At 64.4% G+C, this 14287-nt stretch carries 14 protein-coding genes; 8 read left to right on the top strand and 6 right to left on the bottom strand.

The genetic code is table 11. The features are described 5' to 3' along the window. Positions 1-2 precede the first annotated feature (2 nt). Complete coding sequence (locus PQV96_RS17900) at positions 3-197, top strand: DUF2905 domain-containing protein (RefSeq protein ID WP_015015883.1); 195 nt, start codon at positions 3-5, stop codon at positions 195-197. A 54-nt stretch (positions 198-251) separates the two neighbouring features. Here PQV96_RS17900 and otsA read toward each other — a convergent pair whose 3' ends face one another. The 3 genes from otsA to otsB are packed head-to-tail and all read right to left on the bottom strand — an operon-like array spanning position 252 to position 4219. Beyond that, on the bottom strand, positions 252-1631 hold the full coding sequence (otsA, locus tag PQV96_RS17895; RefSeq protein ID WP_273623803.1) for an alpha,alpha-trehalose-phosphate synthase (UDP-forming): 1380 nt from the start codon (positions 1629-1631) through the stop codon (positions 252-254). Between the two features lie 48 nt (positions 1632-1679). Further along, positions 1680-3485: a glycoside hydrolase family 15 protein gene (locus PQV96_RS17890; protein ID WP_273623802.1), complete on the bottom strand. Its 1806-nt coding sequence runs from the start codon at positions 3483-3485 to the stop codon at positions 1680-1682. Beyond that, positions 3482-4219, bottom strand: a complete 738-nt coding sequence (gene otsB / locus PQV96_RS17885) for a trehalose-phosphatase (RefSeq protein ID WP_273623801.1) — start codon at positions 4217-4219, stop codon at positions 3482-3484. The genes PQV96_RS17890 and otsB overlap by 4 nt, the downstream gene beginning before the upstream one ends. 188 nt (positions 4220-4407) lie before the next feature. On the opposite strand from otsB, the gene trxC reads away from it, so the two are divergent. From trxC to PQV96_RS17870, 3 genes are all read left to right on the top strand, one after another. After that, entirely contained in the window at positions 4408-4842 is a 435-nt protein-coding gene (trxC, locus tag PQV96_RS17880) for a thioredoxin TrxC (protein WP_207373171.1), read from the top strand. A 119-nt stretch (positions 4843-4961) separates the two neighbouring features. Then, the gene (locus PQV96_RS17875) at positions 4962-6005 is read left to right on the top strand and encodes an IS630-like element ISStma10 family transposase (protein WP_207373170.1); all 1044 of its coding nucleotides are present in this window, start codon (positions 4962-4964) and stop codon (positions 6003-6005) included. A 75-nt stretch (positions 6006-6080) separates the two neighbouring features. Next, a protein-coding gene (locus PQV96_RS17870; protein ID WP_273623799.1) for an IS5 family transposase occupies positions 6081-6835 on the top strand; the annotation gives its coding sequence in 2 pieces (ribosomal slippage) (positions 6081-6414 and positions 6414-6835; 756 coding nt in all). A gap of 13 nt (positions 6836-6848) precedes the next feature. Here the strand turns inward: PQV96_RS17870 and PQV96_RS17865 are convergent. Next, positions 6849-8120 carry a multifunctional CCA addition/repair protein gene (locus PQV96_RS17865; RefSeq protein WP_207373168.1) on the bottom strand — a complete coding sequence of 424 codons (1272 nt, stop codon included), beginning with the start codon at positions 8118-8120 and terminating at the stop codon, positions 6849-6851. Positions 8121-8191: 71 nt separating this feature from the next. On the opposite strand from PQV96_RS17865, the gene PQV96_RS17860 reads away from it, so the two are divergent. Next, positions 8192-8647: a hypothetical protein gene (locus PQV96_RS17860; RefSeq protein WP_066785782.1), complete on the top strand. Its 456-nt coding sequence runs from the start codon at positions 8192-8194 to the stop codon at positions 8645-8647. A gap of 30 nt (positions 8648-8677) precedes the next feature. On the opposite strand, the gene PQV96_RS17855 is transcribed toward PQV96_RS17860, so the two are convergent. After that, a complete protein-coding gene (locus PQV96_RS17855) occupies positions 8678-9361 on the bottom strand; it encodes a glutathione S-transferase family protein (protein ID WP_207373167.1) in 684 nt (227 codons plus the stop codon). Positions 9362-9718: 357 nt separating this feature from the next. On the opposite strand from PQV96_RS17855, the gene PQV96_RS17850 reads away from it, so the two are divergent. Beyond that, the gene (locus PQV96_RS17850; protein ID WP_273623797.1) at positions 9719-10927 is read left to right on the top strand and encodes a J domain-containing protein; all 1209 of its coding nucleotides are present in this window, start codon (positions 9719-9721) and stop codon (positions 10925-10927) included. Positions 10928-10952: 25 nt separating this feature from the next. On the opposite strand, the gene PQV96_RS17845 is transcribed toward PQV96_RS17850, so the two are convergent. Continuing rightward, positions 10953-11525, bottom strand: a complete 573-nt coding sequence (locus PQV96_RS17845) for a 5-formyltetrahydrofolate cyclo-ligase (protein ID WP_044395672.1) — start codon at positions 11523-11525, stop codon at positions 10953-10955. Positions 11526-11539: 14 nt separating this feature from the next. Between PQV96_RS17845 and PQV96_RS17840 the strand changes: the two genes are divergently transcribed. Both PQV96_RS17840 and PQV96_RS17835 read left to right on the top strand, forming a co-directional pair. Next, positions 11540-13525 (top strand): lytic transglycosylase domain-containing protein, encoded by a 1986-nt coding sequence (locus PQV96_RS17840; protein WP_207373165.1) that lies wholly within the window; start codon positions 11540-11542, stop codon positions 13523-13525. Between the two features lie 135 nt (positions 13526-13660). Beyond that, the gene (locus tag PQV96_RS17835) at positions 13661-14257 is read left to right on the top strand and encodes a DUF4124 domain-containing protein (RefSeq protein ID WP_207373164.1); all 597 of its coding nucleotides are present in this window, start codon (positions 13661-13663) and stop codon (positions 14255-14257) included. Positions 14258-14287: the final 30 nt, after the last annotated feature.

Genomic DNA, 14287 nt, shown 5'->3' with positions numbered 1-14287 from the left:
CCATGCTCCGCTGGCTCATCGTCATCTTCCTCGCGCTGGTGTTCATCAACGGCCTGTCGCCGCTGCTGCAGCGCCTGGGGCTGGGCCGCCTGCCGGGCGACTTCAAGTTCAAGCTGTTTGGGCGCGACTGGTTCATTCCGCTGGCCAGCACCGTGCTGCTCAGCTTTGTGGTCAGCCTGATTGCCAAGTGGGTGTGAGCGGAGTTGCAGGAGAGGCCTGAGCGCCCTCATCAGTGACGAGTGTCGAGGGCTTCAGTCCGCAGCGGCCTGCAGCGCATCCATGAATGCCTTGCGCCACCAGTGCACATCGTGTTCCTGGATGCGCGCCATGAGCTTCTGGTGGCGCGCCTGCCGCTCGGCCAGTGGCATCTGCAGCGCATGCTGGATGCTGTCGGCCATGCCCTGGGGGTCGTAGGGGTTGACCAGCAGCGCTTCTTTCAGCTGCTCTGCCGCACCGGCAAAGCGTGACAGTACCAGCACGCCGGGGTTGTCCGGGTCTTGCGCCACCACGTATTCCTTGGCCACCAGGTTCATGCCGTCGCGCAGCGGTGTGACCAGCCCCACGGCGGCGGCGCGGCACAGGCCCGGCACACGTTTGCGCGCCACCATGCGGTGGATGTAGCGCACGGGCATCCAGTCCAGCTCGCCATAGTCGCCGTTGACCGAGCCGCACAGGCCCTCCAGCTCCTGGCGCAGGTCGGCATAGGCGTGCACGTCATCGCGGCTGGGCGAGGCGATCATGATCATCGTCGCGCTGCCCCGGTTTTCGGGGTAACGGTCCAGCAGCTCGCGGAAGGCCCGCACGCGGTGCGGGATGCCCTTGGAGTAGTCGAGCCGGTCAATGCCCAGCAGCAGGCGCCTGCGCGAATACTCGTCGCGCATGTTCTCGTAGGTCTCCACCGCGTCGGGGGCGTGCGTGAGGCGCGTGAACTCGTCCACGTCGATACCGATGGGAAAGGACTGCACCACCACCGTGGCGCCGAAGGCGCGCACGCGCTTTTCGTCTACCGCTTCGGCGCTGCCTTCGTTGCGCACATAGCGCGTGAAATGCGCCACATCGGCCTCGCTTTGCAGGCCCACCAAGTCGTAGGCGAACAGCGACCGCATCAGCCACTCGTGCTGCGGGATGGCCGCCATGATGAGCGGTGGGGGCATGGGGATGTGCAGGAAGAACCCGATGCGCTGCTTGCAGCCCATGGCGCGCAGCTCGGCGGCCAGCGGGATCAGGTGGTAGTCGTGCACCCAGATCACATCGTCGTCGCGCAGCAGCGGCAGCAGCTTGCGCGCAAACATCTGGTTCACGCGCCGGTAGCCCGCGATGTAGCTGGCGTTGAAGTCGGCCAGGTCCAGCCGGTAATGGAACACCGGCCACAGCACGCTGTTGCTGTAGCCGTGGTAGTAGCTGTCGTGGTCTTCGCGGCACAGGTCTACGGTGGCCAGGGTGACGGGGCCGGCCTGGCGGGTGTGCAATTCGCCCTCGCCGGGCGTGCCGCCTTCGACCACGGTGCCGCTCCAACCAAACCAGAGTCCTCCGGTCTGGTTCAGGGCTTCACCCAGGGCCACAGCCAGGCCCCCGGCTGCGGGTTTGCGGGGATCGGCAAGGCGGTTGGAGATGACGACAAGACGGCTCATGGGGGAAGCATCCGTGCAGACCGCCCCCGGCCGCTGTCGGACAGCGCCTCAAATCACGCTGTCCCAGGGCGCCGACAGGCGCACGGCGGCGTTGATCACGCCCACCATGGAATAGGTCTGCGGGAAGTTGCCCCACATCTCGCGGGTGTCGGGGTGCGTGTCTTCCGACAGCAGTCCCAGCGGGTTGCGGGCGGCCAGCATGGTCTCGAAGATGGCCCGTGCCTCGGCCTTGCGGCCAATGCGTGCCAGCGCGTCGATCCGCCAGAAGGTGCAGATGTTGAAGGCTGTCTCGGGCTTGCCAAAGTCGTCGGCCGCTTCGTAGCGGCGCATGTAGGGGCCATCGCACAGGCTCTTTTCCATGGCCTCCACGGTGCTCACAAAGCGCGGGTCCTTGGGGTCGATGAGGCCCACCTCGGCCATCAGCAGCACGCTGGCGTCCAGCTCGTGCCCGCCAAAACTCTCGGCAAACGCCTGGCGTTCTTCGCACCACGACTTGTCGAGAATCTCGGCGCGCATGCGGTCGGCATGTTGCTGCCATTGGCTGGCACGGTCGGCCAGCTGCAGCGTGGCGGCGATCTTGGCCAGGCGGTCGCAGGCGGCCCAGCTCATCAGGGCCGACGAGGTGTGTACCCTGGCGCGCGTGCGCAGCTCCCACATGCCGGCGTCGGGCTGGCCGTACACACGCACGGCGTTGTCGCCCACCTGTTCCAGCCGCTTGAATTCGGCCAGGCCCGCGCGGTGCAGCAGGCGGTGGTCGTGGAAGGCCTGGGCCGCGCCCAGCACGATGTTGCCGTACACGTCGTGCTGAAAATGCTCGGCCGCCTGGTTGCCCACGCGCACCGGGCCCATGCCCCGGTAGCCTGCCAGCTGGGGCACAAAACGCTCGGGCAGGTCTTTCTCCAGCCCAATGCCATACAGCGGCTGGATGTGGCCGTCACCGCCTTCAACCACCACGTTGCTCAGCCAGCGCAGGTAGTCCTCCATCGTGCCCACCTCGGAGATGCTGTTGAGCGCGCGCACCACAAAAAACGCATCGCGCAGCCAGCAGTAGCGGTAGTCCCAGTTGCGGCCGCTGTGGGCAGATTCGGGGATGCTGGTGGTCATGGCAGCCACGATGGCGCCGGTTTCTTCGTACAACGACAGCTTGAGCGTGATGGCTGCGCGGATCACCGCGTCCTGCCACTCCAGCGGAATGGCCAGCGCGCGGCTCCAGCCGCGCCAGTAGGCCGTGGTCTCCTGCTCGAAGTGGCGGGCGGTGTCGGCAATGCCGTCCACCAGCGTCTCGTCGGCGCCCAGCAAAAAGTTGTGCTCGCGCGTGAGCACAAACGCCTGGCCCGACAGCACATGCGACACCGGCGCATCGGTGGACAGGCGCAGCGTCATGCTCTCGCCCACATAGCGAATGTGGTTGCTGCCGCGCGTGATCTCGGGGGTGGTCTGGCCCCAGTCGTAACGCACCTTGAGCGCCACCCGGATGCGCGGCGCGCCCTGGATGGGCCGCACCCGGCGCACCAGCGTCATGGGCCGGAAGTAGCGCGAGCGATTGTAAAAGCGCGGCGCAAAGTCGGTGATCTCGATGCCATGTCCCGCCTTGTCGAATAACTGCGTGCGCAGGATGGCGGTGTTCGGCTCGTACCACTGGTGGGCCGATGCCAGGTCTTCCACCTCGATCGCAAAGTGGCTGCCCTCATCCCCGGGCTGCAGCAGGGCGTTGAACACCGGGTCGCCATCAAAGCGCGGCAGGCAGCACCACACCATGCGGGCGTGGTCGTCGATGAGTGCGCTGATGGCGCAGTTGCCGATCATCCCAAGGTTGAGCGAGCCCGCTTGGGGGTGTGTGGTGGCGGTGTTCATCGTTCGCGCTCCAGCGTTGTGCGTGCAGACGACAGCCAGCCCCGCAGTGCGGCTGATGTCATGCAGCGGTGTTGTGCCATGGTGGGCCCTTCGCCCACCTTGATGCCCCAGCCGCCGAGTGCCTGAACGGCGGCAAAGCCGGCCTCGTCGGTAACGTCATCGCCCACAAAGACCGGCGTGCGGCCCGCAAAGGGGGGCTGCGTCATGAAGTCGATGATGGCCTGGCCCTTGTGAACGCCACGGGGTTTCACTTCAAAGACGCATTTGCCGCGCAGCAGTTCCACACCGTCCACCTCCCGCATGGCTTGCACCAGCGTGTCGTGGCACAGGGATTCGAGGTGGGGCGCCAGGCGGTAGTGCAGGGCGACGCTCACGCGTTTGGTTTCCACTAGCAGGCCGGGGTGGCGTGCGGCCAGGGCTTGGGCGGCCTGCAACACGGGTTCGAGGGCCGGTGGTGCGGTGGCGGGCACCGAAGTGTCAAAGAGGCGGTATTGGGCCCCATGTTCGCTCGCCAGTGGCAGGCGCAGCGGCGCCAGAAATCCGTCGATGTCGGCTTCGGGTCTGCCGGTCACGATGGCCAGTGCGCCACCCAGCTGGGCGTGCAACGATGACAACGTGGGAATCAGGCCCGATGCGATGCGCACCGCCTCAGGGCGCGGCGCCAGCTCGGTGAGCGTGCCATCGAAATCCAGAAAAAGCGCATGGGCAGTTGTCAGTGTAGGGAGCAGCTGCATGCGCTAAACCATAGCAGACGCCGCAATGCAGGCAAGGCCACCAGGGCGATTCAGGGCTGGTAAACGCGCGCAAGGTCTGCGACCGGTTGCAACTGGGGTGGCCGCAGATTGCCGCGCGGACTCTTGAAACCGCGCGCCTGCGGCGCCAAGTGCTCACCAAGCTTTTTGCCTTTAACTCTTGCTGCGCCATGACCGAAGCCCTGCACATCGTCTGCCCCCATTGCCACACCACCAACCGCGTGCAGAGCGCTGACCTGGGCAGCGCGCCCGATTGCGGCCAATGCCATCGGCCCCTGTTTGCAGGGGCGCCGCTGGAGCTGGATGCGACCAGCTTTGACAAGCATGTGGCGCGCAGCCATATCCCGGTGCTGGTGGACTTCTGGGCCCCGTGGTGTGGACCTTGCCGCCAGATGGCGCCCGCCTTCGCGCAGGCCGCCCGCGAGCTGGAACCCCGCGTGCGCCTGGCCAAGCTCAATACCGAAGACCAACAGGCCATCGCTGCGCGCTATGCCATCCGCAGCATTCCGACCATGATCCTGTTCCAGCAAGGGCGCGAGGTGGCGCGCATCTCGGGCGCGCTGGGGGCTGCGGACATCGTGCGCTGGGTGCGCTCGGTGGTGTGAAGCCGCGAGCCGCAGCGATTCGATTCTGCGGGGGCTGTCGGCTTCTCGCGTCTGCCGTGCACTATAAACTCGGCATGATTTATTCATGAACTTTTGTAGATTGCGTGAGTCGAACGTTCATGGAAAAAGAAGATGCACGCAAGCAGTCGCGGGAAGTGCTGCATGAACGGCGCAAGCAGGTCATTCGCTTGCATCGAAAAGGTGTTGGCGTGATGCAGATCGTTGAGCAAACCGGGCTCAGTTGGTCTGGGGTTAACACTGCACTGCGCCTGTTCGAGCAAGGCGGTGCGGCCGCACTCAAGCCCCACGCCAGGGGAAAGAAACCAGGTAGTGGACGCAGCCTGAGCACTGAGCAAGAGCGCGTGATTCGAATGACCATCATCGACAAACGCCCAGAGCAGATCAAGATGGAGTTCGCGCTTTGGAGTCGGCCCGCAGTGCGCGAACTCATTGAACGCGACCTGGGGATCAAGCTGTCTGTGCGGGCGGTGGGCGACTATCTGGCACGCTGGGGTTTTACACCGCAAAAGCCGATCAAGAAAGCCTACGAGCAGCGGCCCGAGGCCGTCCAGGCCTGGCTCGAAGATGAATACCCCACCATTGAGGCCAGAGCCAAGCGTGAAGGCGCAGAAATTCATTGGGGTGACGAAACAGCGCTGGTCAACACGGATGTGCGTGGCAGAAGTTACGCACCTGCGGGCCAAACACCAGTGACGCGCGCAGTCGGCGGAACGCGGCAAAAGCTCTCCATGATTGCCACCGTCACCAACCAGGGCAAAACGCGCTGGATGATCATTGACGAGGCGTTCAATTCAGACAGGCTGATCGAGTTCATGCAGGCCTTGATCAAGGAGTCGCAGGGCAAGAAGATATTCCTGATTCTGGACAACCTGAGGGTGCACCACAGCAAGCCAGTCAAGGAGTGGGCGACACAGCACAAACAGGACATTGAATTGTTCTACCTGCCCAGCTACAGCCCTGAGCTCAACCCAGAGGAGCGGCTGAACGCTGATTTGAAGCATGCGATTGGCAGCACGGTTCCGGTGCGAACCAAGGCCAAGCTGCGCGCAGCGGCGACTGAACACATGACGATGTTGGAGAACACACCAGAGCGGGTCAAGAAGTACTTTGGTGACAAGCATGTCGCCTATGCGGCCTCATGAATAATCCCCGCCGGATCAATAGGGGCTGTTGAGAATCAAACACAACGGCTCGGAGGGCTGTGATGCAATAGGCGCATGAGCATTCGATGGGTACTGACAGACGAGCAATGGGCCAAGATGGAGCCGCACTGCCTTGGCAAGCCAAGTGATCCGGGGCGCAGCGGCACAGACAACCGCCGCTTCGTTGAGGCAGTGCTGTGGATTGCCCGCACAGGCAGCCCCTGGCGAGACCTGCCGCCAGAGTTCGGCAAGTGGAACACGGTGTTCAAGCGCTTTAGAGACTGGGTTAAGGCCGATGTGTTCCAACGTCTGTTCGATGCAGTGAGCGAGCAGCCGGACATGGAATATGCGATGGTGGATGCCACGATTGTGAAAGTGCATCGGCACGGCCAGGGGGCAAAAGGGGGACTTCGGGCCAGGCCATAGGCCACTCGAGGGGCGGCATGACCACGAAGATACTGGCGCTGACGGATGCATTGGGCAATCTGGTGAAGTTCGTCTTGATGCCAGGGCAGCGCCATGACACCAAAGGGGTCAAAGAGCTGATCGCTGATGTGCGCTTTGATGCCTTGCTTGCCGACAAGGCCTTCGATGTGAATTGGCTGATCCAGGAGTTGGACAAGCGCGGGGCGCAGGTGGTGATCTCACAGATGCCCCGCAGGAGAGCGCCACTGGAGATTGACCTGGAGGTCTACAAATGGCGCCACTTGATCGAGAACTTCTTTTGCAAGCTCAAGGAGTTCAAACGTATCGCAATGCGCAGCGACAAGACGGATAGCAGCTTCGCAGCGATGATCTATCTCGCAGCTGGGGTTATCAACTCTCGCTGATTCTCAACACGTCCTAGGCCCCGTGGGGCTCTGGTGAAGGTGATGCACCGCTGTGCAGCCACTGCGCTACGGCTTCGATGCGTGCCTGGTGGATGAGCTGGCCTACCTGCGGGCCCACCAGGCCGTGGGCGGCGGCGTGGGCCGCAATGTCGCGCGTGACCACACTTTGCACAGCGGCTAGCACACCCAGCAGGCGTGGGCGCTGCGGGTAGGCGGCTTCCTCAAACCCCAGGCGGCCCCGCGCATCGCATTCGCAGGCCAGCAGCACATCGGCAAAGCGCTCGGGCTTGCGGATGGCGTCGCAGCGCTCCAGCAGGCGCACCAGTGCTGCCGCGCCCAGGTCGCCGCTGCGGTGGATGTTGCCGTGCTCGCGCGCCACCACGTCGGCGGTTTCGCGGCAGTCCACGGGCACGCGCAGGCGCTCGGCCACATTGCGCAGCAGTTTGGCGCTGCGTTCCTCATGACCAATGTGCCGGGGCAGCACATGCTGCGGCGTGGTGCCCTTGCCAAAATCATGTGCCAGGCAGGCAAAGCGCACCACCAGCGGCGCGTTCAGCCGGGCGGCCATGTCCAGCACCATCATCAGGTGCACGCCGGTGTCCACCTCGGGGTGGTGCTGGGGGGGCTGGGGCACGCCCCACAGGCGCGCCACTTCGGGCAGCAGCACCTGCAGCGCCCCGCACTCGCGCAGCACCTCGAACATGCGCGAGGGCTTTGCTTCCATCAGGCCACGCGCCAGCTCCTGCCACACGCGCTCGGGCACCAGGTGGTCCACCTCGCCATGCTCCACCATCTCGCGCATCAGCTGCATGGTTTCGGGGGCCACGGTGAAGTCGGTAAAACGCGCCGCAAAGCGGGCCACGCGCAGGATGCGCACCGGGTCTTCGCGGAACGAGTCGGTCACATGCCGCAGCAGCCGGGCCTGCAGGTCTTGCACGCCGTGGTATGGGTCGAATAGCACGGTAGCGCCCGTTGAATCTGCGCTGCTAGCTATGGAATTGATAGTGAGGTCGCGCCGGGAGAGGTCTTCTTCCAGTGTGACGTTGGGCGAGCTCTCCACCACAAACCCCCGGTAACCGCGCCCGCTCTTGCGCTCGGTGCGCGCCAGCGCGTATTCCTCGCGCGTTTCGGGGTGCAGAAACACCGGAAAATCGCGGCCCACCGGCAAATAGCCCAGCTCCAGCATCTGCTCGGGGGTGGCGCCCACCACCACCCAGTCGTGGTCATTGACGGGGCGGCCCAAAAGGCGGTCACGCACCGCGCCGCCAACCATGTAAATTTGCATGGGGCCGAGTTTATAGAGCCGGGCCCACCCTGCTGCTGTTGTGTGTAGCGCCTTTATCGTTCTGTCTGCCCATGTCCATCGCTTCTTCCCTCACCATCGCCCAGCCCAACCCCGACGGCAGCCTGCCCGTGCCTGCAGCGCCTGATGCTGCCGCCAATGCCGCTGCCGAGGCACTGCAGCGCGAAGCGCAATTGGAAGCGCTGCAAGCCCAGGTGGCGCAGTTGCAGGAAATTCTGGCCAAGCCGCTGACCGAGATCCTGGCCGAGCACGACAAGGCCAAGGAAGCTGCCGCCGCGTGGGATTCGTTCGGGGCGATGTGGATGCTGTCGCAGCGCGCCATGCGCCGGGTGGCGATGGACTTGGCCGCCCAGCAGGGCGTGAGCGAGCAAGAGGTGGTGGCCCGCGCCCTGGCCTATGCCAACCAGGTGCTCAATGTCGAAGACGAAGACCTGGGCGGCACCGTGGCCCCGGCGCAGTTGGCGCACATTGCGCGGCACAAGGCGTTTTTGCGCAAGCAGTTTCGGTAGGGCCGAACTGCAGCGCGCACACCCCGGACTTCAGCGCCCCAGCCGGTAGGGTTCTTCAAAGTCCAGAAAGTCTTTTTCCGCCAGCGCTTCGTCAATCCAGGCCTTCACGCCGGGCAGCTCGCGCACGCGCTGCACGTAGGCGGCGATGTGGGGCGGAACAGGCAAAGCGTAGGTGTGCAGGCGCATGCACACGGGGGCAAAGTAAGCGTCGGCCACGCTGAACTGGCCGAACAGCATGGGCCCGCCGTGCTCCTGCAGCAGTGCGCCCCACATCTCCACCAGGCGCTGCACGTCGGCGCGTACGCCGGGCTTGTCGCGCCAGATCAGGGCGCCGGTGTCGGCCAGGTCGGCCTCGATGTTCATGGGGCAGTGGCTGCGCAGAGCGGTGAAGCCGCTGTGCATTTCGGCGCACACGCTGCGCGCCCGGGCGCGGGCTTTTGCGTCGGCAGGCCAGAGCTGCTTGTCGGGCCAGGTTTCGGCCACGTATTCGGCAATGGCCAGGGTGTCCCACACCACCAGATCGCCATCGACCAGCACGGGCACTTTGCCGGTGGGGCTCACGGGGCCCATGGCGCGTTTGAAGTCGGAGTCTGCGTCAAAGCTGTCGAAGCGAACCAGCACTTCGTCAAACGCAATGCCCGCCTGCTTGAGTAGCACCCAGGGGCGCATGGACCAGGACGAGTAGTTCTTGTTGCCGATGTAGAGCTTGAGCATGGGGTTCCTGTCAGTCATTCCAGATGGAGCGCGTAGCAATGGATCCGGCCTGAGCTGCTTGACCCGTTCACTGAACGCAGTCGGTGTGCCGCGCACAGGTCGAAAAGCTCCACCTGAACGGATATTTCAAGTTCAAAGAGGCCGACTCGATGACCATGCTAGCGCAGTCTTTAGGTTGGCAGGGCTTGCCACTGATGATCATTTGCGCGGCCATTGATGCGCCCTCCGCATGGGCTTCCCACCGATCCCGGCTGGCGCCGGGTGTCGTCCGGCTGCTGTGTGGTTTTACACTACGCAGCATCGCCTGCCGCGCCTTGTCTAGGGCGTGGTTCCGCTCCCTCTTTGCAAATGACCATAATGGATTCTTCCCAGGCAGATTTTTTTGGCGACGGACAGTCCCCGTCTACGCACCATTCCCCTTCCACGCCGGAGGCCAGTCGTCTCAAGGTGTTGCCGCGTGGACGTGAAAAGCTCAGTCCCGCGCAACAGCGGTTCAATAAATTGCTGGCCCGTGTGGAAAACCTGGGCCGCCAGTTGCAGGACCTGCAGCAGCTGGCTGACAAGCTGCGGCCCCCTCATTTGGCGCGGATGGCGGAGCTAAAGCGCAAGATGGACGAGGCGCGCCGCGAGATGCTGGTGTTTCTGCACCAGCGTTTGCAGCGCAAAGGCTTGACGGCTGCGCAACAGAAAGCGATGCGCGAAATTTTGCAAAGCCTGTTGCCATCGAGCGGCCCCGTGGATGAGTCCGACCCTGAGTTGGCCGAACTGTGCTCTATCTATGCACCACCGCCTCTCGAAGACGACTTGGGTGACCAGGCCAATATGGTGCGTGAGCAGATGCTGGATATGGCTCAGAGCGTGTTGGGCAAAAACTTGGACCGGGAGGCGTTCAAGGGCATCGATTCGCCGGAAGAGTTGATGGAAGCGCTGATTCAGCAAGTGCATACCTTTCAGGAGGCAGAGGATGCGCGGCAGGCCGCGCGCCGCTCTCGCCGTCCTCCATCGGCCCGTCAGCTCAAGGCCCAGGAGCAGGCCCAGGATGCCAAGGCCGCGTTGCGCTCCATTTACCGCCAGCTCGCCAGCGCACTGCACCCCGACCGCGAGCCTGACCCCGTGGAGCGCGAGCGCAAGAGCGCGTTGATGAGCCAGGCCAACGCAGCGTATGAGCGGGGTGACCTGACGGCGCTGTTGCAGTTGCAATTGCAGGCCGAGCAGGTGGACGAGGCTCATATTGCCCAAATGGCCGACGACAAGCTGGCCGCTTTGTCGCTGCTACTCAAGGATCAGGTTAAAACGCTGGAAGGCGAATTGGGAGACGCAGAGATGCGCCTGAGCGTTGAGTTGGGCATACCCGTGGGCGCCCGGATGAAGGAGGCACTGCTCACGCGCCTGCTGCAGGAAGAGCAAGAGGAGCTGGCCGATGTCGTGTCGCAGATGCAGGACGACTTGGTGCGGGTGCGTGACGACGCACAGCTCAAGCTCTGGCTGCGTGAGCAGGCGGCACTGGCCCGCGAACAGGAGCGGGAGGAGGCCTTTTTGGCGCGCCTGGGCGGCGGGTTTTTCTGACCCGCCCTCCCAGATCCAGGGGGGATCACACGGGCCAGACCACGCCGTTGTCGTTCAGGATGGCGTCCAGCGGCAGGTCGAACTCTTCGGGCTCGAACTCGTCCAGATAGCCGTTGGTGAAGCCCAGCCCCACGGTGAAGGGTTTGGGCTGCAGCGTTGCCAGGGTGCGGTCGTAAAAGCCGCCGCCGTAGCCCAGGCGGTAGCCGCCAGCGGCGTAGCCCACGCAGGGCACAAACAGCAGCGTGGGCACGATCATTTCGGTGTCTTTGGGCTTGGGGATTCCGTAGGCGTCTGGCTCCATGGGGCAGCCGGGGTACCAGGCGTGGAAGGTGAGCGTCTTGTGCTCCTTGTTCACCACCGGCAGACCGATGCGACGGCGCAGGGGCTCGTCGAGCAACTCGCCGTCTTCCTTCCAGCGGTGCAGGGCTGGCAGGGGGTCGAATTCGCCCTTGATCGGCCAGTAAGCGCCGATCACGGTGTCGGGCCGGTTGACCAGCCAGATGCGCATCACCTGTTGTAACAAATCGGCCCGATGTAGGCGATCAGGCAGGTTGAGGCGTTCTTCAATCAATGCGCGCCGAAGGGCTGCTTTGTCCATCAGATAATTCCCCCATGCAATTGCTCAGAGCGATTTTGACACCCCTTGTGGCCGCCGCTGTGCTGGCCACTGCAGCGCCCCTTGTCCAGGCGCAAAACCGTGGCGACGACACCTTGCTGGAAATGCACCAGGCCTTCCGCAAGGGCGACCGCAAGAAGCTCGAACAGCTGCTGCCCGCCGCACGCGGCCACGCCCTGGAGCCCTGGGCGGCTTACTGGGAGCTGAAACTGCGCCTGGGCGAGGCCAGCCCGGCAGAAATCCAGGCCTTTTTGAAGCGCTACGCCGGCACCTACCAGGAAGACCGCCTGCGCAACGACTGGTTGCTGCTGCTGGGCCAGCGCCGCGACTGGGCGCAGTTTGCCGAGCAGCACCCCAGCTACCGTATGTCGGACGACAAGGAAGTGCGCTGCTATGCCCTGCTGATCGAGACCCTGAAAGGCACTGCACCGGCCACGGCCGCCGACGAGGTGCGCCGCAACTGGTATGCCCAGCGCGACAGCGATGACGGTTGCACCCATGCGGCGGGCGAGCTGTACAGCTACAAGCAGCTCACGGCCCACGATGTCTGGCGCAAGGCGCGCCTGGCGGTGGAAGCCAACCGCATGCGCTCGGCACGCGCTGCGGTGGAAATCGTCTCGCCTGAATCTTCGGCCCAGGTGAAGGAACTGATGGATTCGCCCACCAAATACCTGCAGGCCCGCGCCACCGCGCGCGGCCAGGTGCGCCAGGAGCTGGTGACGCTGGCGCTCATCAAACTGGCGCAGGGCGATGCGGACAACGCCGCCACGCAGCTCGACAACAAATGGAGCGTGCACCTCTCGCCCGAGGAGCGCAACTGGGTGTGGGGCGTGATTGGCAAGCAGGCAGCGCAGCGCCTGTCGTCCGATGCCGTCACCTACTTTGGCAACGTGACCAAGGACTCTGACCTGACCGACGACCTGCTGGGCTGGAAGGCCCGCGCAGCCCTGCGCGCCGGCCAGTGGAAGGTGGTGCGCAAGGCCGTGGAAGCCATGGGCGACGATGCCCGCCGGGACAGCACCTGGGTGTATTGGCATGCCAAGGCGGTGCTCAATGGCAAGCCCAGCGATGCCGAGCGCGCCGAAGCCCGCCAGGCGCTGGAGAGCATTGCCAGCCCCAAGGGCTTTTACGAGCAGCTGGCCCTGGAAGAGCTGGGCCAGCGCGTGGGGGTGCCCCCAGCGCCTGCGCCCCTCACGGCCGAGGAAAAGGCCGCTGCCCGCGCCAACCCCGCGCTCAACCGCGCGCTGTATGCCATCTTGCTGGGCATTCGCGGCGAAGGCGTGCGCGAGTGGAACTACGCCACCAACCTGCACACCCCTGGCGGCATGAGCGAGCGTGAACTGCTGGCGGCTGCCGACTTTGCCTGCCAGCGCGAGGTGTGGGACCGCTGCATCAACACCAGCGAACGCACCAAGACCGTGATCGACGTGACCCAGCGCTTCCCCATGCCGTTTCGCAATACGGTGGTCGAGCGCGCCCAGGGCATTGACCTGGACCCGGCCTATGTTTACGGCCTGATTCGGCAGGAAAGCCGCTTCATCATGGATGCCCGCTCGCATGTCGGCGCCTCTGGCCTGATGCAGGTGATGCCCGCCACCGCGCGCTGGACGGCCAAGAAGATTGGCCTGACCGGCTTCACGCCCGATCAGATCTCGGACCGCGACACCAACATCACCATCGGCACCGCTTACCTCAAGCTGGCGCTCGATGATTTTGCGGGCTCCATGCCCCTGGCTGCTGCCGCCTACAACGCCGGCCCCGGCCGCCCCCGCAACTGGCGCAACGGCCCGGTGCTGGACGCCGCCATCTGGGCCGAAAACGTGCCCTTTGCAGAAACGCGCGACTACGTGAAGAAGGTGCTGGCCAACACCACCAACTACGCTGCGTTGCTCACCGGCCAGCCGCAGTCGCTGCGCAGCCGCCTGGGCACCGTGGGGCCACGCGATGCAGCGTCTCCCGTGGTGAACGCCGACTTGCCCTGAGAGGCCAGCGGCGGGCGCGGAATGGGTTGCGGGCACTGACCGTGCCCAGTGTGAGTTTGCTATAAAAAGAGAAGCTGCTGGCGCTTGCTGCATAAGCGCTAGAGGCATATTTGATTCATAAAGAGGGAGGGCGCCATGGCGCGAGGGAAGCTGGCGGTTTTGGCCGCTGTGTTGGTGTGGTCGGTGGGCTTGCAAGCGCAGCCCGTGTACAAGTGGGTGGATGCCAACGGCAAGACGCATTACGGCTCGCAGCCTCCGGCGGATAAGGACGATGCCGCCCCGATGAAGCTGCAGGGCACCAATGGCACCACCACGGGCAGTGCGTCGGGCCCCGCTGGTTCAGGGGGCGGAAAGAGCACTTCGACCAAAGGGGTGGAGTACAACGCCGACGGCACCAAGAAGATTCCAGAGGGCGTCAAAGACATGGCCGAAGGGCTGCGCAAGTCGCTCGGCACGGTCGATAGCAAGCAGGTGCCCATGAACTGCGCTGTGGCGGTGAGCAACATCCACTACCAGGCTGACCTGATGCTGGAGGTGGGCCAGAAAAACGTGCGCGATGGCTACATGACCCAGGCGGCCTTCGACACCACGGCCCCCAAGATCCGCGAGGCCAAGGGCAAATACAGCGTGGGCGACTGCCAGTCGTCCAGCGGCAACAAGAAGTCGTTTTACCAGTGCATGTCCAGCAGCAACAACCACGTGACGGGCTGCGACCGCCAGTTCAAGCACTGAGCCCGACGGCCCCAGGCCAAACCTCCACCC

The organism is Acidovorax temperans (assembly GCF_028596105.1).
Classification (GTDB): domain Bacteria; phylum Pseudomonadota; class Gammaproteobacteria; order Burkholderiales; family Burkholderiaceae_C; genus Acidovorax; species Acidovorax temperans.
Note: the sequence above shows the minus strand (reverse complement) of the source record. Positions and strands in the feature narration are given on the sequence as shown.